The following is a 21,264-nucleotide window of genomic DNA, read 5'->3' as shown; positions in this document are numbered from 1 at the left end:
TCTTTCCTTTTTCCTAAAGAGTAGTATTCAGCATCAGCATTGCCATGGATCAAATGTAAAGCATTTCTAACAGTAGATGGAATCATTTTGTAATTATTGATACAATGATGAGAGTCCCTTCGGGGGCTATTTTTTTAAGGAGGGTTTATCTGATGAAGAACATTACGTTCATCAAACATGTTTATGAAAAGCAACTGGGGGGTGAAATCTACTATGAACCCTAGTATTTTGAATGGCACCAGAAATCATCTAATCAACCAGCTAGTCTTTTTTGACGAGCGGTATTCACTCTTTTATGATCAATATGTACGCAATTATGGGAAAGAAAAGCAAGCCATCGATGAGATTGTCGATCGTTACAAGCAAACACTTGAGAGCCTTTTGGCTAAAGAAGACAGTGCACTCTTTCAATCGCTTAAAGCAATTACATTATTAGGCAGCAGCGTTAAAGTGCTATTTGAAGAAGATCAATTTGAGGAGTCATTTACTGTGGTGTATCCCACAGACATTGACCCGGATAACAACAGAATTTCATTCTTATCGCCCATAGGCAGGCAACTGCTGCTAGCGGCTCCACACGATTCTGTTGTGTTGGAAAGTCCGGTTGGCAGACAACAGGTGAAGGTTCGGGAGATAAGCTTTACATATATGGGGGGATTCTCGTCACCTTAGGAACCTCTCCATCCCAAGGATCACATGAGAAGGCACTAACACGAGGTTAGTGTCTTTTTTTATCCATTTTAGTAAAATACAAGAAAAGTAAGCTAAGGGTACAGGGGGAAAGACAATGCAAATCATGGCCTGTCCAACATGTGGGCAAGATGTGCAATGGGATATGAATCTCCTGCAAAAGCTGGGGGAGCGGTGGGTGATGGCTTGTGAAAAATGCGGTGATCCGTTTTTTAGCGTATCAGAGGAAGAAAAGGAAATGATTCTTGAAGGTATACGATTGACGGAAGCGTATGTACTGGACATCATCCATGCTTATGACAGTGAGGATGTAAAGAATCTCCCTTCCAGGGTTGGGTTCGAGAAACATGGGAAAATGGGTCTCTAGACACTAGTAATTTGTTGGTGTCTTTTTTTATTTATTCAGGTAAAATTTAGTCGGATGATATTTCTGAAAAATAGAATGAAAAGAAGGGATTTCATGATTGTTTTTGGAATGATAATTTGCATTTGGTTGTTATCTCTCTGGCTGCTGCCGATCCTACAACCTTATGTGGAAACTTTTCTGCTCTCCACTTATGGGGACAGATATAAAACCTACATTCCTTATGAAATGACAGCCTTACATTATGTGGTATATGCCATGGCACTTGGTTTCATCCTTGGACTCCCACTTGAAATCAAATACAAAAGGGCAAAATCAAAATGGCTCAAGAAACTCAAGTTTCATGAAAGCCTTGAGTCCGATAATATCCTGCTTATCCTTTCCCTTGCGCGTGATCAGCAGGGCTATGTGACAGCTGCGGATATCGCGTCCCAATCTACTCTTACGATAGAAAAAGCCCAGAATATTTTAAGTAAGCTTCAAAAAGACGGTTTCGCTGACCTAAGTGTAACCGAAAAGGGTGACATTCTCTATTATTTCGAGGGCTTTAGTGAAGGTGAGGTATGAGCGGCGAATGAAAAAATTTTTAGATCTCTTGGTGTTTCTTACTCAAATTATTTTCTTTCTTCTCATGCTTGCTTTGTTTGCTGGTTATTTTGTCGCTGGGGTTATCTATCAAATCTTAGATAACGCAATCTTCTTAGCAATCTTGATGAGTCTCATTTCCATTGGTTACGCGCTCTTTTACATGGAAGGAAAAAGGCTGTCAAAAAAGCAAATGCAACGAACACAGCAAGCTGTTGCCATGAAAGTCGCCAATCGTAATCATGGAGTCGTCTCTATTGCATCGTTTGCTCTGGAATCGCAGTTGCCGCTATCGCAGTGTGAGCAAATTCTAAAAGAGATGGAACGACTAAAGATTCTGAGGGCGTCCTCCTTACCTGGCAAGATGGCGGTCTATCAGTTGGATGATCACGTATACAGACAAATGCCTTATGAAAGTAACGACAACAAGGAGGCTGATGATCAGGAAACACAAAATGATTATGACGATGACGACGATTATGACTACGATGACGATGACGACAATTATGACGATGACGACGATGATGAAACACAAGAGCTGGAACGAACGCAGCGTAAACGTAAAAAAAGAATTGTTGGTGGTGTATCCCTTACCGTTATCGGCACATTGGTTATGATCTCCGAAGAACAGATCTTACAAAACCTGAGTGAGTATCTCTATGCTACAATTACTGCACTTATCTTTCTTGTTTTAATCGGACGTTACCTATTATCCTCCCATCGAAAAGAGGATCAACGACATTCGGAACACAATGTTTTGGCATATGTCATCGATAATGAAGGGGAACTCAATCAGAAAGAAATTCCTTATTATACACGGGAAAGCTATCAATCGATCGAACCCATGATCGATAGATGGCACAAAAGAAACTACTGCTCGATTACGTATCAAGAAGATGGTGGAATCCTCTATCTCTTTCCGAATTATACGGATGAGTCGAAAGTGTACGATTATGACGAAGAGTATGAACCGATCCCTGCATGGATCGATAAAAGGACGAAATTTCTGCTGTTTAGCTGTTTAGCATTTGTCTTCAGCTATGTAGGCGGCTATGCCCTTGTACATTGGAACAGCCTTATCTTCATTCTCGCTTGTACCATTATAGGAGGAGTCTACGGTTATTTTGCCTTCTCAAAAGAACGGGAGCTAGAGAGAATCGAGCGAATCGCACTGCAAGTAGCTACAAAGAAAGGCGGTACTTTAGCTGTTTACGAGTTGGCTTATAATGCCAGGATCACCATGGATGAGGCAGCAACGTTTTTAGAAAAATGGGAGCAAACGGACATGGCGAGAAAAGTGTATTCGGAGGAAGACGCGCCAGTTTACGTGGTGAGTGGTGTCGTTACCAAAGAACAAAGACTACAGTCGGAGCATGTTTGAATACACTTCCATAATCTGCACATACTACCATTCACGAAAAACAATCACAACCAGAGGTGAAAAGCATGGCACGTTCGAATTCCTTGGTGAATGGACAAGCTCGTGCAGCATTAGATCAATTAAAGTACGAGATCGCTGCTGAATTTGGGGTTGAGTTGGGCGCAGATACGTCGGCACGCCAAAATGGCTCTGTCGGCGGAGAGATGACGAAGCGTTTAGTACAATACGCGGAACAGCAAATAGGAAAATAGTCAGACACGAGAGACGATGAGAAAGTTTTCATCGTCTTTGTTGTGTTGGTTGAAGTGGTTCTGGGTGCCCGAGCAAAAATCCTTGACCAACAGGTACCCCAAGTGCCAAAGCGACAGCTAAGTCCTCCGGCTCCTCGATTCCTTCCAGTACAAGCTGCGTATGATCTTGGCAGTATTGGATGAAAAGAGAGACGAGCTTTTGCTTATTCGGTATGGAGGACAATTGCTTGCCAAAATACCTGTCGAGCTTCACGATATCTGGTTCATACTCCACGATCTTTTTTAAAGAAGCGGCACCCGAGCCGACATCATCTAATGCGATCAGGAATCCATGCTGACGCAGCTCACGTATTTTTTGCCCCAACAATCTTATCTCCCACATCTTGTCTTCTTCATTGGCCTCGTTGATTTCCAAGACAATCCGACGGCTCCACAATCTAAACAAGCCCTCGGTAATAAACGATAGGAAGGCCGGGTTCAACAACGTAGAAGGAAACACATTGATGAACAAGAGCGGGACATGATCGTGAAAAGTTACTCTCGTAAAGTAAGATTCCATTGCTTTTTTCATCGACAGCGTATCCAATTCAAATAAGCAATCTTCCGCACGAGCCTTTCGAAAAAGAGCTTCTGGTGTGCGGTGTGTAGCTGAGCGAAGAAGTGCTTCATACCCGAAAAATTGTCCTGTTGTCAAATGCACGAGGGGCTGAAAAACGGGATATGGAGCTTCTTTTTCCAATACGACGTTCATGGAATCATATTCCTTCCTGCACCAAAAATTTGACTGTACGAAAAATTGTTTCCTTTAGGAAACATGAGTTTTCGATATTTTACAACAGAGCGGTTTGGTTTGCAATGAAAGTTTCCCACGTAATTATTTTTTGCATTAGGGAAACAAATTTGTGTATGTACAAAATATTTTTTGTCTTGTAAACTAGGCTTGTAACCGATAATCAAGAATGGAGGAGAGGGGAAATGAAAGCCTTTACGTTACCGGAACTGCCATATCGCTATGATGAGCTGGAACCTTACCTGGATGCGAGAACGATGGAAATTCATCACGGAAAGCATCATGCTACGTATATAGCCAACTTAAACAAGGCCTTAGAAAACTACGCGCAGTTCAGGAATGCTACGGTCGAAGAATTAATCAGCAACTTGGAGGATATCCCTGAAGACATTCGCATGACAGTTCGAAATCATGGAGGCGGGCATTATGGTCACAGCTTGTATTGGTCGATCATGAGTCCGACTGGCGGCGGGAAACCAACAGGGGATATTGCGAAAGGGATCGACAACTATTTCGGAAGTTTTGAGGAAATGAAGGATGAATTGACAAAAGCGGCTGTCAGTCGTTTCGGATCAGGATGGGGATGGCTCGTAGTCAACGGAGACAAGTTGGAAGTGATGAGCACGCCCAATCAGGATACTCCTTTTATGGAGAAGAAAACACCCATATTGGTCGTAGATGTGTGGGAACATGCTTATTATTTGCAGTACCAAAATAAACGCCCTGATTTTGTCTCGTCGTGGTGGAATGTGGTCAATTGGGAGGAAGTTAATCGTTTGTATAACGAAGCCTTCCGCTAAGGCAGGTCCATAATGAACAGACATGCAGTCTATTTTCAAGAACAGGAAAAACGTCGAGAAATTTTGGTGTTGCTTAAGAAGCGTCGTTCGGTCGATGTCCAGGAACTGTCAAAGCATCTCGGCATAACGAAAGTCGCGGTGCGTAAGCATTTAGATGTTTTGCATAGAGAGCGGTATATCGAGTCTCGAATCGTTCGTAAGCGAACTGGCAGACCAGCCTATGTGTATCATCTGACGAATACTGCAGAACATTTATTTCCGCGTCACTACAGCGATTTGGCTACAGAGATGGTGGCGGGCATTCAGGATTTGTATGGGGAAGCTTTTGTCGATCAACTATTTGAGAAGCGGATGGCAGGGATGTTACAAAACTATCGGGAGGTAATGAGAGGACAAGGTTTTGACCAGCGAGTGAAAACATTGGCGAGCATACAAAATGAAGAAGGATACATGCCTCATTTGGAAAAAATCAGGGATGGTTTGTACACGCTTGAAGAAGCAAATTGTCCTCTCTTACAAGTAGCCATTCGCTTTCGTCAAGCATGTCAATGCGAGCTCTCCTTGTTTGAGTCGCTAGTAGACGCGCATGTAGAGCGTACTTCGTGTATGACAGAAGGACAAGTGAAATGCCGTTACCTGATAAAAGAAAAGCTCAGTAATGAAGAATCGTAGTGAGCAAGACATCCGTTACAAAGGCGGATGTCTTTTTGTTGTAAGCAAGGGGATGGTCGGTTAATGATTCGTAATTTTGGCAAGGTGGGGCAACTGTTGTATCTGGTTATTCGGGATTGAGTTTGCCATGGGAAGACGAATTGTTTACCGAAAGGGCAAGTGTCTATACAACCAGACGGGCGATCACGTATGGATAAAGGGAGGGGTATTTTGAGGGAAAGGAGTGAGGACATGCCGATCGACAAGAAAAATCCTAAGAGTAGAAGGCCGATTCTTAACCATCGAGGCTCCTTGAAAAAGTCGAGAGCATCACTTCCGCTCCTCTTTGTCGCACCGAAGGAACAGATGCGGCCTCTGGAAGGTGCCATGGATAAGCAGAAAGTGTTTCGCTCCAAAAAACCTAAGCGCAAACGAAAGCATGCGCCTCCACCTCCGGTCAATCAAACAGCTACCGAACAAGTCTCCCCGCATCCCGTTACCACCACCACCCCTATGGAGGCCAAGGATCTTCCGCAAGAAAACAACAAGGCTCAACAAGAACTGATTCAAGCAAAAGTAGTCTACGTGGAACGTACGGGTCAATCGTTCATGCAGGTTGCTTTCCTAGAAGAAATTTGGGACGTAGAGTGGACCCATTCCTTCCGCGTTCCCTGGAAGCTTGAATGGAAAGAGGTGGAATGCCAAAGTAAGATTGATGTCCAGCACGTTCGCCACGATGATAGTAAAAAGATTGTCTGGCTGTCAGGTGAGTTGGAAATCAAAGGTTTGGGGGTCACTGTTCATTCGGGAAAATTAGAGCATGAAACGATTCGCCTTCCATTTAACTCGACAGTATTACGACCATCCTTACCGCAAGCAAATGTAGGAACAAGCGCACATGTACTCACAGCACCAGCTTGTCCGACGAATAGATGGGTAGAGACGGGAGAATGGCAAATCACAGTTGTGGCAGATCCGCTAACCCATCCGCAATCAGAATGGAAGGAGTTCAGCGGCTTGGCAACCATTAGCGGTCGTGTATGGTGGTATCGAAAGCAGCTGGTTCCCGTTCCGCCTCCATACATAGCGAAAAAGGTAAACAGTCTTTTCTAGAAAAAAGGGCAGATAACGCTTGGCATCAGCCAAATCCATCTAGAATCTAGTCCATATAATATAAAGAGAGTAAGTTGGTGATAAAGGAGTGAGTAAAAATGGGTATACATGGCGATGGCTGTAAATGTGGCCAAACTGAAGTTACGCAAAATAGCTGCACGGTGGATAATGCCCGTGTGTTCGGAATGGCTTCAACCGAAACCATTTTTCCTAAAACGATTAAAGTACCCGTAACGTTGGCAGAAACGGCTGTTGTCGTATGTGTGGAGGCTAATGTCCATTTGGAGAGGCCTGCACTTGAGATCATTCGGGTATTGAAAAGTGTCATTCTGGAGCAATGTGAGCTGGTTCCTACATTCAACCCGTTGTCAGCAAAGTTGTTCGTCAGTGGTTTTATTCGCAAAAACATCGAGTACACCACAGTTGATCAAGTAACAGGAACTGCTGTATGCGGTGATGTGCGACATACAACGGCGCTGATACCATTCGATTTCTGTACGGATCTGACCTTTCCGGCTACAGGACCGACTTTGCAACTGGCACCAGATTTCGAGTCACACGGAGAATATTTGAATAAATCAGGGCATGCGGCAAAGATTAACGTAGGTTTGTTCGGTAACCGAAAAGTTTACAACGAAAGACCGTATTGTGAATTGGTATTCACGGAATTCACCGAATTAGACATCGGTTTGGAAAATAAGCGGTGCAAAGACACAACCAAAACATTCTCGACCGTCCGTGAAAAAATCGTACTGCGTCTTGGTATAAAAGTTTTGCAGGATCAACAAGTTCCTATTCCAACACCACCACCGACACATCCTCCAAAACCGACATTTCCGCCACCTTGCAAACCGATATGTCCACCTAAGAAAAAATGGTAGTACAGCTGTAGGAAAAGAAACATAGAAGCAGGGCAGATGAGACTTCCGGTAGCGTTATTACTTGCTGACTGGTAGTCTCATTTTATTTAGGCAAGCGATGCTTTTCGTCAAAAGTAGTTCAAAAATCAACGAAAATACAAGAACCGATTCGTAATCAAACTGGATATGGATACCCTGGCCTTTTGGCATATAATTGGGATAGCACTTTCATACGAGGAGGACCTTTGCTGCGTGAAAATAAGCGAATTATCACAATTAACCAATGTTAGTACCCGGTCAATCCGCCATTATGAAGAAAAGGGATTGCTACAGGCAGAACGACTGGAAAATGATTATCGTTATTTCAATGAATCGGCAGTTAACCGTGTCAAGATGATTCAACTGTACTTGAAGCTGGGCTTAACAGCAGATGAAATCAGAATGGTGTTCCGAGGGGAAGTGGCATCTCCCGACGATTACGAATATTGCGAGGAAATGCTGGCGATTTACGAACAAAAGCTCAGCAAGGTGAACGAACAGATGGAGGCACTCCACGAGTGGAAAAAAACGCTGGAGAGGCAAATATCCATTACACGTGGAAAAAAGGTTACGAACTAGTACATAGTCACGGCCCCGAAGCGATCAGCTGCTCCGGGGCCGTCTTTTTACAAGGAATGCAAGTTTTGCCCGATGCCACCATCCACAGTTAGCCTAGCACCAGTCGTAAAAGTGGCGTCAAAAGCGAGGAAAAGCACCGCTTTCGCCACTTCTTCTGATGAACCATGACGTTTCATGGGTGTAATCTCGTCGCCAAGCTCCTGGAAGGTAACGCGTTCTTCATCCGTGAAACCGGCAACTCCCATGGAGGGTGTATCAATGAAACCGGGACTCACGACATTGACACGAATCCCCTTGTCTAGCAACTCCACCGCAAATCCAGAGGCCAAGGAACGCAATGCCGCTTTGGATGCACTATATACGCTCATGCCAGGGTAGCCGCCTTCATCTGCTACAGAAGATGTAAATACGATCGAACCGCCTTCATGAATAAGTGGCGCCAATCGCTGAACGGTGAAAAATGCCCCTTTCGTATTTACCTCAAAAATCCGATCGTAGGTCTCTTCAGTGACTTCCAAAAACGGTTCCAGAATGGAAGTGCCTGCATTTACATGGAGAAAATCGATCTTGCCAAAATGCTTTTCAACATACTCTCCGAATGCTTGCACATCCTTCATACTCGATACATCAGACACCACAACGTGTGCCCGTTCTCCCAGCTCACGTTTTGCTTCTTCCACATTTTTCGGATTGCGACCAGAGACGATGACCTCGGCGCCGCCTGCAAGCAAAGCTTTTGCCACAGCCAAGCCCATACCATGTGTACCCCCAGTTACGACTGCTTTTTTCCCTGTATAGTTGTTGTTCATTTTTGTTCCTCCTTGAGTGGATGAGTTATCTTTCTGCATGTAGTCTAAACGTTCACGCTAATGTGAAGGTCAAGGGTATAGATTTCATCCTTTCACTTCTCCAAAAATTTAGGTAGGCGGTATGCCGAAAGAAAAAACTATTGTAAAATTTTTGAAAAAGAGCGTGTGGAATGTTAAAACAAAAGCAGATTATCGAAGCCGTTCAAGAAGCTTGTGAGCAAGATGAACAAGTTACATCATGCATGATGTATGGCTCCTTTACGAAGGGCGAGGGAGATCAGTACTCAGATGTTGAGTTTTATACTTTTATTGAAGATTCTTCTTTCGAGACTTTTTCATCCAAACAAAGGGTTGCCAAAGTCGCTCCTTACGATTTGATGTTTTTCAATGAATACGGAACCGAAGTCGTGATTTTTTCTAATTTGATCCGAGGCGAGTTTCATTTCTTGCCCGCCTCTAAACTCGAAATCATAAAAAGCTTCAAGCCTACGGGAGTTTTCCCAGATCCAGACGCTTACTCCTTTGGATTAGCTTCAAGAGTTGCTGTCCTTAGAGGAATAAATCATACAAAATCGGGTTCGGTGTCGAATGGGTTGGTTATTATTGGTATAATGAAGGGCATTGAAGCCTTGTGGGGCTGAATCGAACATGAATGGGAAGTGACAGTATTGCATGATCAATCCAGAGGAATATCCTCATAACAAAGAGAGTCTTCGTTACTTACTTGAACGATCAAGAACGAGAACACTTTCCCATGAAGAAGTCGCAAATTGGTGTTTTCTATTTTGGTCAAGATGGAGATCGGATGAAGACGATTTATTTACAAAAACAGATGAGAGGACAATTGATATCGTGATGGAGATTGGAGAATTTTGGGTAGAGAAGCCACAGTATGGAGTCCAATTGATCATTTTCGAGGACGAGCTGATAGATATGTGGATTGGTAGATTACAATAATCGGCTAGAAAAGCACGATAGATTTGGAGGGGAATATTTGGATACTCAACTAACGCTAAATTTTTTATCTGCGTATGTCCACCAACATAAGTACTATTTGGATGTGTGGCGTACAAAAGGGTTCTCATGGAATTGGGGAGCTGCGATTTTTGGAGAAGCATGGTTTGCCTTCCGAAAGATGTATCTGTTTGCAACTATTATTTATTCTGTGAATCTATGCGTAGGCTTACTATTGGGTTTAGTTGGACTTGATGATGCTACTTTTAATGAAATATACATTGTCTTCGCGATTATTCAACGAGTGCTTTTCGCATTAACTGCCAACTTTTTGTACTATGTTTCGGCTGTGAAGACAATTAAAAAAGCTCATAGTAAACATACAGCGCTTGATCTAGAAGAGACAAAGAAGCTGGGTGGAACTAGTGTCCGGGCCGTTTTTGTGGTGGTGCTGGTAAACTTTTGTTTTAGTCTGCTGGATCGATTCTTAGCATAGCGAAAAAGTTTCCTCAGTAGAGGAGGGAAATAGCATGGGAGAAGCATATAAGCTGCTTTCAAGGTTTATATATTTGCGAGAAATGCAATTACCTGCTAAATGCCACCTATTTACATATGGAGTCAGATTCCGATACATATAAGAACAGCTATGATTGTCCCGGATGTATAGAGAAAATGCCGTCTAAGCCTGTCGATGAGGAGCTTGATCAAGGTCTGGCGTTAGCTTGTCCCGAGTGTGGCAAGGAAAAGCTGTCCGTAAAGTGTTTTTTGCATTGGGATTAGAAAAGACTGGGCGAGTATTTAGGTGGGTTATTTACAATATATAGGAAATTAAAGGAGAATCTAACATGAACATTTGGCCTAGGCCTTTCTTGGAGCCAGAAGTATTAAAACAGCGTCTGCTTATCCTGAGCGCACTGGATATCGTATTGTGTGAAGAGGAATGGCTGCGCCGATATCAGTTCGATCCGCAATGGGATGAAAACACGACATTCGCGAGCATGAACAACGGATCGGGCGACGATCTTTACATCCTCTTCACCCCCGAGGGCGTTATTGTAAAAGGATTCGATCATGAATCGGAAATGAGTCCACATGCTAGGGAAGAATACGAGGTTTGGCCTGGTATCTATGAGCAAGTCCCTCCCGCATTGCTTCATCGACTCGATGACGAAGCGTTGACCAAGGAGGAAGTTACATTTTGCCTTTGGCGAGAATCTGCTGATCACGTATGGAAAACGGGAGACGTACATAATCCGCAAGGGGTGGATGACGGATCAGATTTTTTGCTTGGGATGATATATGATAATCCAGAAGACTATGTAGAGTGGGCAGAGGACTATTACGAGGTGCAGGTCCCACTTGATGTAATTAGTTATGTATTTACGAATACTTCCATCACCAAAGAAATGATGATGGAGCTGAATCCAGAAGTTGATCTGGAAATGGCGATGAAGGAGCTTCAAGCGATCGGTTTTACAGTTGCGTAAAGTACGCCATGACTCACAAAAATAAAATAGAAAGAAGATGACGATATGCCAAAAGGTATGTATTCTCAAGGGGTTGCCGTTCTGTTGTCAACAGCGGTTCCCATTCACAAAATAGCAGACAGGCTCAAGGATCAATTCGAAATTGCGAATATCATAGAAACGTTCGACCAATGGGTGTTCAGCGGCCCTAGCTTGCTTATTCCGTACCGTCCGGAAGTAAACGGATATATCCAGGTCGATGTCGTCGATAAGCCTTGGCCGGATAGTATGGGAGATCCGGCAGAAGATACGATGCTGTTTGGCGCTTGGTCGATGGGCTTTTTCGGACCGTTTACATTCTCGAATAACCTGGAGCGGGCAGCTCAGCAGTCGTGGGGATTTCCCGAAGGGCGGCAAGCCGCAACCGAGCACGTAGCGTTTATCCGAATCCGCTCTTCTTTCGTGTTGGGGGAGTCGGACGATCAGGCTCCAGTACTGCCTGAGGATTATGAGTCGCTCCCGGAGTTGATGACTGTCACCGCCATTGCAGAGTCGCTGTTGAAAATGCCAGAAGCCCTTTGCTTTTTCAATCCAAATGGAGAGTGCCTCGCGTCTGCCGAGCTGATGGAAGAGCTCAATCAACGCTATGAGCAAATCCAGCTTCTTCCGCTGGAGCTATGGTCCAATGTCCGGTTGTTCAATCTTCCAGAGGGATGGCTCCTGATGGATACTGTCGGCATGCAGCAGTTGGATGTGATCGATCATGAGGCGGTATTTAATGGGGATGCCTACGATCCGAATGAGGTCGCGAGTTTTCTACGTAATATATCGAACTATGTATACGAGAATGGTCCTGTTATCAATGACGGCGATACTACCGATGGGCCGGGTGAAGAAATTTGGAAGTGTGCCTTGTTGGAGGAAGGGTTGGCAAGTCCTCCGCGTGATGTGCTTCGCTGGTATCCGTTGGATGGAAGGGAAAAGCCTACGGGATTGGAATAATTGCTTGATCACTCGGGAGACCAGAGGAACTTGATAGGAAAAAGCACGACCATACCCCGGTTTAGCAGGGCGTTGTCGTGCTTTTATACGTTAGTTTGAGTATTTGAGAGAAGCCAGGCTCACTGTACCTACTTATTTGATAATCTCCTCGTAGATCAGTTTGCCGTCATGCGTATACACGCCGATCTTATTAGTCCCTGAGATGGTGTACTCGATGGCGACTGTCTCATTCGTAGGGGTGATCAGCAATTGATGTGGAAAGTTGAAGCTTTGATTGTTAGCTGTGTTCGCAATGATCTGAGTATCGGTATGGAACAACTGTCCCGTCTGCTTGAGCTCTTTCATTTGTTCTGGCTTATTTAGTACATATTGTTGGGGTGAGACGACTTTATCTGCCGCATTTATTTTGGTAAAGGTATATTGCTTGTTGGTTTTCGTCACAGCAAGAAAGTGACCATCGGACGTTGGGTGGATAAACGCATACTTTTTGGAAACAATGAGTCCCTTTTTATTCATTAGCACATAAAATTCTTCGTTCCCCAGCTTGCCTGAGACAATAAATGCTCCACTGTGCATATTCGATTCGACTTTATAGTTACGGGAAGGCTTCAGCATAATTTTGCCTTCATTGCTGATAAAATGCGTCTGGCCATTTATTTTCACACGATGCCAGCCTTCACCATATCCGAAATATTCATCAAAAAATGGCTTGCTCAGTATTTTTCCATGAATATTTCTCATGCCCATCTTGTAGTATTCGCCTCCTTTTGCGTCTTTTACCGTTTCACCATAGGGCAAGTAATATGGATCAAACGTTTTCGTAGTCGGTTCGGCTAAGTAGGCTGGATGATCCGAGTCAGAAAACTTCTTGGTAAATTTCCCTGTTTTGGCATTGTACAGATACGGCAGGTTTCCCGGATAGTCCGTGCCAATAAACCATTCTCCATGTATCTGCTCGAAAGGAACATCGCAACAGGTACCCATCAGTGAAACGTTGCCCTGCTTATCGTAGACCAAATATTCCACATGCTTAAAAAAGCTACTATTGTAAAAATAACCGTACCCATTTCGGAGCGGGTACACTTCACTTTTATAAACGAGGTAATTGCTTTTTATTATTTTTCCAGACGGTGAAACCAAAGACATGGTGTAAGGCTTTGGAGGTGAATCGTGCTTATAAAGAGGTTGCTTTGTGAAAAGAAAGAATGGCTCTGTCAAATGAGACGGTATTTGCAGGTTTTGATACACCACTGGTAATTGCGGTTCGCTTGATGGGTCTTGCTGCTCTTCGGCCTTGATTGGCGAAGTAGAGAAGAAGGTGAGTAACAGAACGAGCATGGTTTTTAATAGGGTAGAAAATTTCACGATAGGAATTCCTTTCTAGTAGGTTGATGAGTTGGGCCTTAATCTATGACGGTTCAGTGGTTACAAATGTTACCATGTGTTTGTAAAAAAAAGAAAGAGTTACAATCCATCAGTAGTATGTATTACGAAAAACAAATCAGCGAGAATGCTAATTCCGTATTTTATAACGAATCACCACGTGTTTGTTCGGGTTTAAAGTGGTCTCTTTGCTGCTTGTTAAAAAAATTACGGGGGTAATACTTTTGTGCGGGCCCTTCGATCACCTTAAATCCGAACATTATCTTCATTGAAGAGGGTTTGAAAATGTCTAATGATCATCCAATCAAAACCGCTTTCTGATTACATTCCCTGGAAGCGAAATCCGACAGAGCGTAGACAACCCCAAATACCCAAACAACGGATACAAAAACATGAGCAACTGACTATATCCAATCAGGCACAATACGAAAGCAGTAGAAAACAAATACAAGTAAAGCCGCGTTTCCGGAACGTCCAATAATTCACGCAGCTGCTGACCAATCCCGAACACGTTGGAAATCAGCGTGGTAAAAATCTCGGAATAGAGAACGAAAACAAAGAACAACTGGAGCCACTCGTTCCATTGCTCCGTTACAAAAAGAATCGGGATATTCATGAGACGGACATCGTCCCAGTTGGCCAACATGGCAGTATGGACGACGAGGAGCATAAATCCAAGCACGACTCCGCCAATGACGGCTGCCCGTAACAAAACTACCTTGTCGCGGATCGCATAGCCGATCGGGATGAGAACGGATTGGGCCATGGCTAGATTAAAGGACACGTATAAGACTGTTTTCCATAAGAAGGAGTAATTAGTTGGGGTCGAGAGCGGCATGGGAGATTCTGCGGTGCCATCCAGCAAAATGAGCAAAGCGAACAATACCATGGACGGAACGACGATCGCATTTACGACGAGTAACTGCTCCAACCCTTTTCGCAGAAGCAACAGGGCGAATAGAACGGTGGCGGTGGTCCCGACCAAATACGGAATGTCGAACTGCTCCTCCAAGACCGACCCCGCTCCTGCCAACATGACAGTCGTGACCCCAAAAAGGGTGAGAAAGACCAAAATATTCATCGTACGACCGATCATCGGTCCAAACAGTTTTTGATTAAAGGATTCATAGGAGGGTGTGCGCAAATGATGAGCGATTAGCATCATCTTGTAGCCCAGCCAAACAAAAAGAGAGGTGGCGAGCAGGATGCCGATTGTTCCGGCATGGCCGTAGGCGGTGAAAAACGCGAGGATTTCTTGACCGCTCGCAAACCCGGCGCCTACGACGGTTCCAATGTACGTTGCTGCGACCTGGATACTTTTTCCCCACAACTTCATACTGGTTTTTTCCTTTCCCATCCAAATAGAGGCTAGTACAAGTGTATGAGTCTCGGTGAAAAACAGAATGAGAAAACGCGTCTATCTGATCAAACACCCCATGAAAAAAGCGAATGGCTTGTGACCATTCGCTTTTTCGTATAGATACCGACATTTTACAAAAGAAACATCGCCGCGATTGTCGTGACCAAAAGCCCAATCGCCACGGGATACAAATTTCGTCTCGCCAGCTCAAAAGGGTCTACTCCACAAATGGCTGCAGCAGGAATCAATGCCCAAGGAATGATCGTTCCACCACCGACCCAGATAGCGGCAATTTGACCGAGTGCAGTTAACATTGCGGCACCGGCACCGAGAGCAGTTGCGAATAGTTGAGCCAAAGAGCCAGCCAGTGTAATTCCGGAGAAGCCTGAGCCATCCAGCCCTGTAATGACACCTACTGCGGATACAGTGAGAGCAGCTACTTCCTTGCTAATGGGAATCGTCTGTGCAAGCGCCACGCCGAGGTCATTCACGATTCCGTGTGAACCCTGCGGCAGGACCTCCCCAAACACCTTGATAAACCCACTGTCCCCCATATAAAAGAAAGCAGCAATCGGGATGACCGGACCAAATACTTTAAAACCGAACTGAAAGCCTTGAATGAGATGTGTGGTTACCTGCTCGAGACCACTTTTCTTGTGCGCGAGCATCGTTGCGAGGACGAGGATGAGCAAGGCAGTTCCACCCACAAGCGCCGTTGCATCACCACCGTGTAAATCAAAAGCAAACATGGCCACGACATCGAGAACAAATAATACCGGTACGAGTCCAGCCAACGTAAGCCGCACGCCATCTGACAAAGGGACTCGTGCGGAAGTAAAAACAGCATCGGGCACGACAGTCTCTTTGGGAGACGCAAGCACGCCGAGCTTCATGTCTTTTTTCAAATACCAGAATGCGATTGCAGTAGTCACGACGCCCATAATAATCACAAGAGGGACACTGGCCGAAATCACGTCCGTAACAGGAATTCCTGCGGCTTTGGCGGTTAAAGTGGGGGCGCCTTGAATAATATAATCACCGGACAGTGCAATTCCATGTCCAAACAAGTTCATCGAAACGGCGACACCCATCGCCGGCAGGCCAGCGCGCAATGCGACGGGCAGCATGACAGCACCGATCAGTGCGACAGCTGGAGAAGGCCAGAAAAACCAGGAAATGACCATCATGACGATCCCGATGACCCAATAAGCCAATGTTGGATTTCGAACCAAATGGGTCATCGGCCGAATCATCGTTTCATTTACGCCTGTATCGGTCAAAACGTGACTCATCGCAACGATGATACAGATGACTAAAATCGTCGGTAATAGCTCAGTAATCGCATAGATGAAGCTGCCGAATATTCCACCGACGGCTGTTGTCACAGAGCCTGTCGCGACGAAGCCGATGATCGCTATACCTACGATACTAATCAGACTCGTATCTTTTCGCAAAACCATTACGAGAATAATGCCGATCACGAACAAGACATACACACCATGTATCCACAAAAGCTCGATTCCCATGTCGCACCCTCCTTCTTCGTTACTCCGATGGAAGTACCTTGTTGTCACAACATATGCGAAAAATAGGCCATGGGTGAACGCACATCACAGAGCAGACGAGTGAACCAACTGGAAACTGGCATTTTTGTCCACGATATGCCACTATTAATGAATGACGTACATTTGGGTTCCAAGCAAGAGAGGGGGATCGGCACATCGACGTTCGTAATCAGTCCGTCGTGCAGCCAACTACGATGAATTCGACTACACCCATCCAACGTAAAATGGACCAGGCAATTGAGCTTTTGGAGCGCCGTTTCCTGGAAAGAAGTGAACTGATTCGCCTTTTAATGATGGGCATCATGAGCGGGGAAAATGCTTTGTTAATCGGTCCGCCGGGAACAGCGAAGTCTCAGTTGGCACGATCAGTCTCTCAGCTTTTTGGATCGGAACATTGGTTCGAGTATTTGCTTACCCGTTTTACGACTCCTGATGAGATATTCGGTCCAGTCTCCCTTCAGCAATTGAAACTGGATCAATACGTACGAAAAACAGCTGGCTATTTACCCAACGCTCAGTTTGCGTTTTTAGACGAAATTTTCAAAGCGAACAGCGCGATTCTGAATGCGCTGCTTTCTATATTGAACGAACGATTTTATTTCAATGGCAGAGAAAAAGAGGAGGTTCCGTTGCAGTTTTTAATCGCTGCATCGAATGAGCTTCCGGATGACGATGATCAATTGACTGCTCTTTATGACCGCTTCCTGCTCCGTTATGAGGTTCACTATTTGAAGCAGGCGTCCAGCTATGAGCGCATGTTTTCTTTGCCAACGACGCCTCTTCCCGTTGTGTTCTCACTGTATGACGTGAAGGATATTCAAGTAGCAACGAAGCAAGTGGTCATTCCAGACACCATCATTTATTTTCTGTACCGCCTCAAACAAGACTTGGAAGCAAAAGAGTATGTGCTCTCCGACCGTCGTTGGAGCAAAATCGCAAATGTATGGCGCACTTCCGCTGCCTTGCATGGACGTGAGCAAGTGACGATCTGGGACACGGTTTTCACTCCGCATATGCTGTGGAATGTCCCTGAGGATTTACCTGTTATGCAGGAAGCGTTTGAACAACAATTTACGGAAATGCTGAAGAATGATATGGAAAATGAATTACCACTCCAACGCTTCGGACAAATTGCAGATAAATGGAAGGAAAAAGAATCAGAGCTGCATGCTTTCCAGTTTAAAAAAGAAGTGGGCGCAAAGCTGGGCAAGGAAGCGATGGAGCGCAATGTCCGGTTGTTGGAGGAGAGTCGCGAAGAAGTAGAAGAGACGGCACGAGACTTGCGTAATCGTCTTATTCAGTGGGAGAAGCGGGAGCACGATCTGCATGCCTATGTCCTGGAAAAAAACCGCTTGATTCCCCATGCAGAAAAATACGCAGTCAAATATTCGTACCTGCGAATTGAAGGCGAACGGATTTTACAACAACTCCAGCGCACGTATCGGACGATTTTTGACAAGGAAATCCCCGGGGCGGATTATGATTTTACGTTGTAGGGGGTAGCTCGTATGATCATTCGCGCTAGTGGTGTTGATCGTTATGTATTTGAAACATACCTCGCCTCTTCGCGCACGGCTCAGGAATGGGTTCATGAAGCGCAGGCACGAGCAGCATGGTTTGATTTGGATCTCTTGGCTGACTTTTTCCTCGTCTTTTATTTGGAAAAGCCGGAGATCGATCTGACGCAAGAATCCACTCCTTTTCATCATTGGATGATCCGTACGCTCATGAAGCAGTATTTTACACGCATGATTCATCCGCGGACAGTCGGGCAGGAAAGTGCGTCGTTCAAAACCGCAATCAAGGCCTTGCTGTGGCTGACAGAGACGTTTTCCGAGGAAGTGAAGCAGCGGGAGAAGGATCAACGGCCCTCTCCGCTCTTAACTGGCTTGAAAGACCAGCAAGGCCAGGAGGGAAGTCAACAAGCACAGCTTTCCGAGCTACTGACAGAAAAACAAAAGGCCAAGCTCGAGTTAGTCGGTTATACCCTTCAACAGGGGAAGCGCGTCGTGGAGGATAAGCAGGAAGCCATGGACACCAAACCGTTAGTGCGGGCAGAGGTACTGTCCTTGCAAAATCGGATTACCGAGCTGCAAGAAGAAATGAAAGTACAGTTCACGAAACGGACTAAGCTTCTGCAAAAGGTGAAAAAATTGGAGGGGGAGCTTGTCCAACGCGAAAAGCAGCTAGATCGATTGCAAAAGCAAGAGAAGGAAGCGATCGCAGCTTTTGAAAAAGAGCTGGGACACTGGCTGGAGCAATCGTTAAAGGCGACGCTATCCACTGAAGAACTCGATACACTTTTTGTCGAAGAGGTATTTACGGCCAGTCAGCGTTTTGCCAACCGAAGCTGGGGGCATGAGTTAGGAAAGCTACGTAGGCAAAGCTTTGAGCAGTATTTGAAATGGATTGAGAAATTGAAGCGCCATCCGGATCTGGTCGCTTTTCTAAACGAGGTAGGCAGGAAAGTCCATCGTTTTCGTGTAAAGCGCAAAGAAATTCGTTCCAGACATTTTCCAGAGGAATACTATGATTTGCGACAATCGGGCGATATTGCACACATGCTGCCTGGTGAAGCTGTGCTTCTCGCTGATCCGGACTTTGAGAATTACTTCATGCTCAAATGGCTGGAGCAAAAGCTCATGACCTACGATACCTCGGGATGGGTAGAAGAGCCGCCAAAGGGTCCGGTGATCTGCATGCTGGACACATCCCATTCGATGCGCGGAAGTAAGCTGCGGCTTGCGCAAATTTTCATCATGACGTTTGCTGCCCTCTCGATGCTGGAAAAGCGCGATTTTATCCTCCTCTTGTTCGGGGCAAAAGGAGAGATTAAGGAGCAACCGCTCTATCACAAGAAACCAGATTGGCCTGCCTTTTACGGCCTGGCGCAAATGGCGTTTGGCGGTGGGACTCACTTTGACGCTCCGATGAAGCGAGCCATCGAGCTGGTTGAGAAGGAACAGGCGTGGCGTGGAGCAGATTTTGTCATGGTAACGGATGGAATTGGGGGAATTTCTCCTTATGTCCAAGAAAAACTCATCTCTTTGGGCCAGCATAAACAAGTTCGCTTGCACAGCTTGATTGTGGGTTCTGCGAGGCAGCATCTCGTACAAGCGTATGATTTGTTGGGCGTTTCTCATCGCGTCAAATTTGCGACGAGCTGGGAAGCGGATGGGGAGGAGAATACAGGGCTGCTCCTAGATGTTTTTCAAACAGCCAAATAAGTTGTTCAACGTACTTCCAAATCTCGTCTCCTTTCGTGGGACGGGATTTTTTTATTTCGCTTAAGAAAAATTTTAACTCTTACCCACTTTTTTCTTTAATTGTTTCGCCTATGCTGAGCGTAGCCAATAAAATAGCAGAAGGAGGATACTATGGAGAAACTGATTAAGCTGGCCAAGCTTATACGGGGAGCCAATGTATTATTTTCAAATATTGCACGAAAAGAGCTAAAAACAAATGAAATCAATTGGCAACAAGTATTGATTCTCGAAATTCTTGAAAACGGGCCAAGAACAATGGGGGACCTTAGTAAGGCTGTTGATTTGTCAAACAGTACAACTTCAGGCTTAATTAGTAGGCTGGAGGAGGAAAATTTGGTACGAAGGTACCGAGACCAAATGGATCGCCGGATTGTATGGGTTTCACTGACGGAGCGATTATGCAGTGCATAAAGAAATCGGCTGAAAAAAAGGGGTAGTCCGCTTCTTCTCAGCCGATGCTCATGACCCCAATTAGCCAACTCTCGCGGCCATCGTACGTCCGAATTCAAGCTCGTCGAATTTGTTCTGAACGACTTGACGATCGTATTCCCATAGGGCATCCTCCAGCGCATACTCCACCGGAACATCCCGAATAATCGTAGCCAGCTTCCTGCTCAAGTATACCTGATCACGATTTTCTTCCAGCTTGCTGCGCATTTTAGGCGTACAGCTTGCCAGATTTACATATAGGTTGTCCAGATCACCATGCTCGGTAATCAATTTTGTCGCTGTTTTCTCACCAATTCCTGGGCAGCCTGGAATACAGTCAGAGGCATCTCCCATTAAAGCTTTGACATCCACGACCTGTTCAGGTGTAATTCCACGCAATGCCAAGAGACTCGCAGGATTATAATGCTCGTGTTTACCGCCATTTTTCAGGATTTTTACACTCACTCGCTCAGATATGAGCTGCAAGCTATCGTAATCACCTGTCGCAATGATGACCTCGTGTCCTTCTTCGGAAAGACGTGTAGAGAGCGTGCCCAATACATCATCGCCTTCAAAGCCAGGGCAACCCAAGTTCGGAACCGAGAATGCATCCGTTACTTCTTTTACCAAATCGAATTGTGGAATGAGCTCATCCGGTGCCGCTTGGCGATTTGATTTATAGCCGTCATACCATTGACTGCGCACCAAAGACTCGCGCGAAGCGACATCCCAGCCCACTACGAGATGAGAAGGACGTGTCAACTCTGCGTAATCGAGCATCATTTTTGTAAATCCGTAAACCGCATTTGTGTACACACCTGTTGAAGTCTGGCGATAGGCTCCACCCCAAGCAGAACCATAAAAGGCGCGAAATAAAAAGCTCATGCCATCGATGAGCAGTACTTTTCCAGAATCACTCACAAAACC

23 protein-coding genes and 1 pseudogene are annotated in these 21,264 nt (G+C 45.2%); 18 read left to right on the top strand and 6 right to left on the bottom strand.

The features are described from left to right. Positions 1-213: 213 nt before the first annotated feature. The 5 genes from ODZ53_RS05195 (at position 214) to ODZ53_RS05175 (ending at position 3,271) form a co-directional block, all read left to right on the top strand. Positions 214-672, top strand: a complete 459-nt coding sequence (locus tag ODZ53_RS05195; RefSeq protein ID WP_372676197.1) for a GreA/GreB family elongation factor — start codon at positions 214-216, stop codon at positions 670-672. Between the two features lie 115 nt (positions 673-787). After that, a complete protein-coding gene (locus tag ODZ53_RS05190) occupies positions 788-1,057 on the top strand; it encodes a hypothetical protein (protein ID WP_372676196.1) in 270 nt (89 codons plus the stop codon). 93 nt (positions 1,058-1,150) lie between these two features. Then, on the top strand, positions 1,151-1,621 hold the full coding sequence (locus tag ODZ53_RS05185) for a MarR family transcriptional regulator (protein ID WP_173606074.1): 471 nt from the start codon (positions 1,151-1,153) through the stop codon (positions 1,619-1,621). A gap of 7 nt (positions 1,622-1,628) precedes the next feature. Beyond that, the gene (locus tag ODZ53_RS05180; protein WP_372676195.1) at positions 1,629-3,020 is read left to right on the top strand and encodes a DNA primase; all 1,392 of its coding nucleotides are present in this window, start codon (positions 1,629-1,631) and stop codon (positions 3,018-3,020) included. Between the two features lie 65 nt (positions 3,021-3,085). Beyond that, positions 3,086-3,271: an alpha/beta-type small acid-soluble spore protein gene (locus ODZ53_RS05175; protein WP_372676194.1), complete on the top strand. Its 186-nt coding sequence runs from the start codon at positions 3,086-3,088 to the stop codon at positions 3,269-3,271. A 28-nt stretch (positions 3,272-3,299) separates the two neighbouring features. On the opposite strand, the gene ODZ53_RS05170 is transcribed toward ODZ53_RS05175, so the two are convergent. Continuing rightward, entirely contained in the window at positions 3,300-4,022 is a 723-nt protein-coding gene (locus tag ODZ53_RS05170) for an EAL domain-containing protein (RefSeq protein ID WP_372676193.1), read from the bottom strand. A gap of 224 nt (positions 4,023-4,246) precedes the next feature. Between ODZ53_RS05170 and ODZ53_RS05165 the strand changes: the two genes are divergently transcribed. From ODZ53_RS05165 to ODZ53_RS05145, 5 genes are all read left to right on the top strand, one after another. Then, positions 4,247-4,861: a superoxide dismutase gene (locus ODZ53_RS05165; RefSeq protein WP_372676192.1), complete on the top strand. Its 615-nt coding sequence runs from the start codon at positions 4,247-4,249 to the stop codon at positions 4,859-4,861. 12 nt (positions 4,862-4,873) lie between these two features. After that, the gene (locus ODZ53_RS05160; RefSeq protein WP_372676191.1) at positions 4,874-5,533 is read left to right on the top strand and encodes a helix-turn-helix transcriptional regulator; all 660 of its coding nucleotides are present in this window, start codon (positions 4,874-4,876) and stop codon (positions 5,531-5,533) included. 231 nt (positions 5,534-5,764) lie between these two features. Then, positions 5,765-6,625 carry a hypothetical protein gene (locus ODZ53_RS05155; RefSeq protein ID WP_372676190.1) on the top strand — a complete coding sequence of 287 codons (861 nt, stop codon included), beginning with the start codon at positions 5,765-5,767 and terminating at the stop codon, positions 6,623-6,625. Positions 6,626-6,723: 98 nt separating this feature from the next. Continuing rightward, positions 6,724-7,506 (top strand): CsxC family protein, encoded by a 783-nt coding sequence (locus ODZ53_RS05150; protein WP_199929403.1) that lies wholly within the window; start codon positions 6,724-6,726, stop codon positions 7,504-7,506. A 231-nt stretch (positions 7,507-7,737) separates the two neighbouring features. Beyond that, on the top strand, positions 7,738-8,103 hold the full coding sequence (locus ODZ53_RS05145) for a MerR family transcriptional regulator (protein ID WP_372676189.1): 366 nt from the start codon (positions 7,738-7,740) through the stop codon (positions 8,101-8,103). Between the two features lie 47 nt (positions 8,104-8,150). Here ODZ53_RS05145 and ODZ53_RS05140 read toward each other — a convergent pair whose 3' ends face one another. Beyond that, positions 8,151-8,912 carry an SDR family oxidoreductase gene (locus ODZ53_RS05140; RefSeq protein WP_372676188.1) on the bottom strand — a complete coding sequence of 254 codons (762 nt, stop codon included), beginning with the start codon at positions 8,910-8,912 and terminating at the stop codon, positions 8,151-8,153. A gap of 170 nt (positions 8,913-9,082) precedes the next feature. Between ODZ53_RS05140 and ODZ53_RS05135 the strand changes: the two are divergent. From ODZ53_RS05135 to ODZ53_RS05115, 5 genes and pseudogenes are all read left to right on the top strand, one after another. Further along, positions 9,083-9,427, top strand: a pseudogene (locus ODZ53_RS05135) (nucleotidyltransferase); the annotation flags it as partial. A 157-nt stretch (positions 9,428-9,584) separates the two neighbouring features. Continuing rightward, positions 9,585-9,869: a hypothetical protein gene (locus tag ODZ53_RS05130; RefSeq protein ID WP_199929405.1), complete on the top strand. Its 285-nt coding sequence runs from the start codon at positions 9,585-9,587 to the stop codon at positions 9,867-9,869. A gap of 37 nt (positions 9,870-9,906) precedes the next feature. Then, the gene (locus ODZ53_RS05125; RefSeq protein ID WP_372676187.1) at positions 9,907-10,362 is read left to right on the top strand and encodes a DUF2628 domain-containing protein; all 456 of its coding nucleotides are present in this window, start codon (positions 9,907-9,909) and stop codon (positions 10,360-10,362) included. A 349-nt stretch (positions 10,363-10,711) separates the two neighbouring features. After that, the gene (locus tag ODZ53_RS05120) at positions 10,712-11,353 is read left to right on the top strand and encodes a hypothetical protein (RefSeq protein WP_372676186.1); all 642 of its coding nucleotides are present in this window, start codon (positions 10,712-10,714) and stop codon (positions 11,351-11,353) included. A 45-nt stretch (positions 11,354-11,398) separates the two neighbouring features. Next, entirely contained in the window at positions 11,399-12,334 is a 936-nt protein-coding gene (locus ODZ53_RS05115) for a DUF4261 domain-containing protein (RefSeq protein WP_372676185.1), read from the top strand. 132 nt (positions 12,335-12,466) lie between these two features. Here ODZ53_RS05115 and ODZ53_RS05110 read toward each other — a convergent pair whose 3' ends face one another. The 3 genes from ODZ53_RS05110 to ODZ53_RS05100 form a co-directional block, all read right to left on the bottom strand. Continuing rightward, complete coding sequence (locus ODZ53_RS05110; protein ID WP_372676184.1) at positions 12,467-13,699, bottom strand: hypothetical protein; 1,233 nt, start codon at positions 13,697-13,699, stop codon at positions 12,467-12,469. 322 nt (positions 13,700-14,021) lie between these two features. After that, complete coding sequence (locus ODZ53_RS05105; protein WP_199929411.1) at positions 14,022-15,053, bottom strand: YkvI family membrane protein; 1,032 nt, start codon at positions 15,051-15,053, stop codon at positions 14,022-14,024. A 155-nt stretch (positions 15,054-15,208) separates the two neighbouring features. Continuing rightward, positions 15,209-16,603, bottom strand: coding sequence for a hypothetical protein (locus tag ODZ53_RS05100; protein ID WP_372676183.1), 1,395 nt, complete (start codon positions 16,601-16,603; stop codon positions 15,209-15,211). Positions 16,604-16,836: 233 nt separating this feature from the next. Here ODZ53_RS05100 and ODZ53_RS05095 point away from each other — a divergent pair, with 233 nt between their 5' ends. The 3 genes from ODZ53_RS05095 to ODZ53_RS05085 all read left to right on the top strand — a co-directional run bounded on the left by ODZ53_RS05095 (position 16,837) and on the right by ODZ53_RS05085 (position 20,319). Continuing rightward, positions 16,837-18,138, top strand: a complete 1,302-nt coding sequence (locus ODZ53_RS05095; protein WP_372676182.1) for an AAA family ATPase — start codon at positions 16,837-16,839, stop codon at positions 18,136-18,138. A 12-nt stretch (positions 18,139-18,150) separates the two neighbouring features. Further along, positions 18,151-19,869 carry a hypothetical protein gene (locus tag ODZ53_RS05090; protein ID WP_372676181.1) on the top strand — a complete coding sequence of 573 codons (1,719 nt, stop codon included), beginning with the start codon at positions 18,151-18,153 and terminating at the stop codon, positions 19,867-19,869. Between the two features lie 150 nt (positions 19,870-20,019). After that, positions 20,020-20,319, top strand: coding sequence for a MarR family winged helix-turn-helix transcriptional regulator (locus ODZ53_RS05085; RefSeq protein WP_199929415.1), 300 nt, complete (start codon positions 20,020-20,022; stop codon positions 20,317-20,319). 60 nt (positions 20,320-20,379) lie between these two features. On the opposite strand, the gene ODZ53_RS05080 is transcribed toward ODZ53_RS05085, so the two are convergent. After that, positions 20,380-21,258 (bottom strand): 5'-3' exonuclease, encoded by an 879-nt coding sequence (locus tag ODZ53_RS05080; protein WP_142496875.1) that lies wholly within the window; start codon positions 21,256-21,258, stop codon positions 20,380-20,382. Positions 21,259-21,264: the final 6 nt, after the last annotated feature.

Origin of the sequence: Brevibacillus sp. BD137, from assembly GCF_041644655.1 — a bacterium.
Classification (GTDB): Bacteria; Bacillota; Bacilli; order Brevibacillales; family Brevibacillaceae; genus Brevibacillus; species Brevibacillus brevis_D.
Note: the sequence above shows the minus strand (reverse complement) of the source record. Positions and strands in the feature narration are given on the sequence as shown.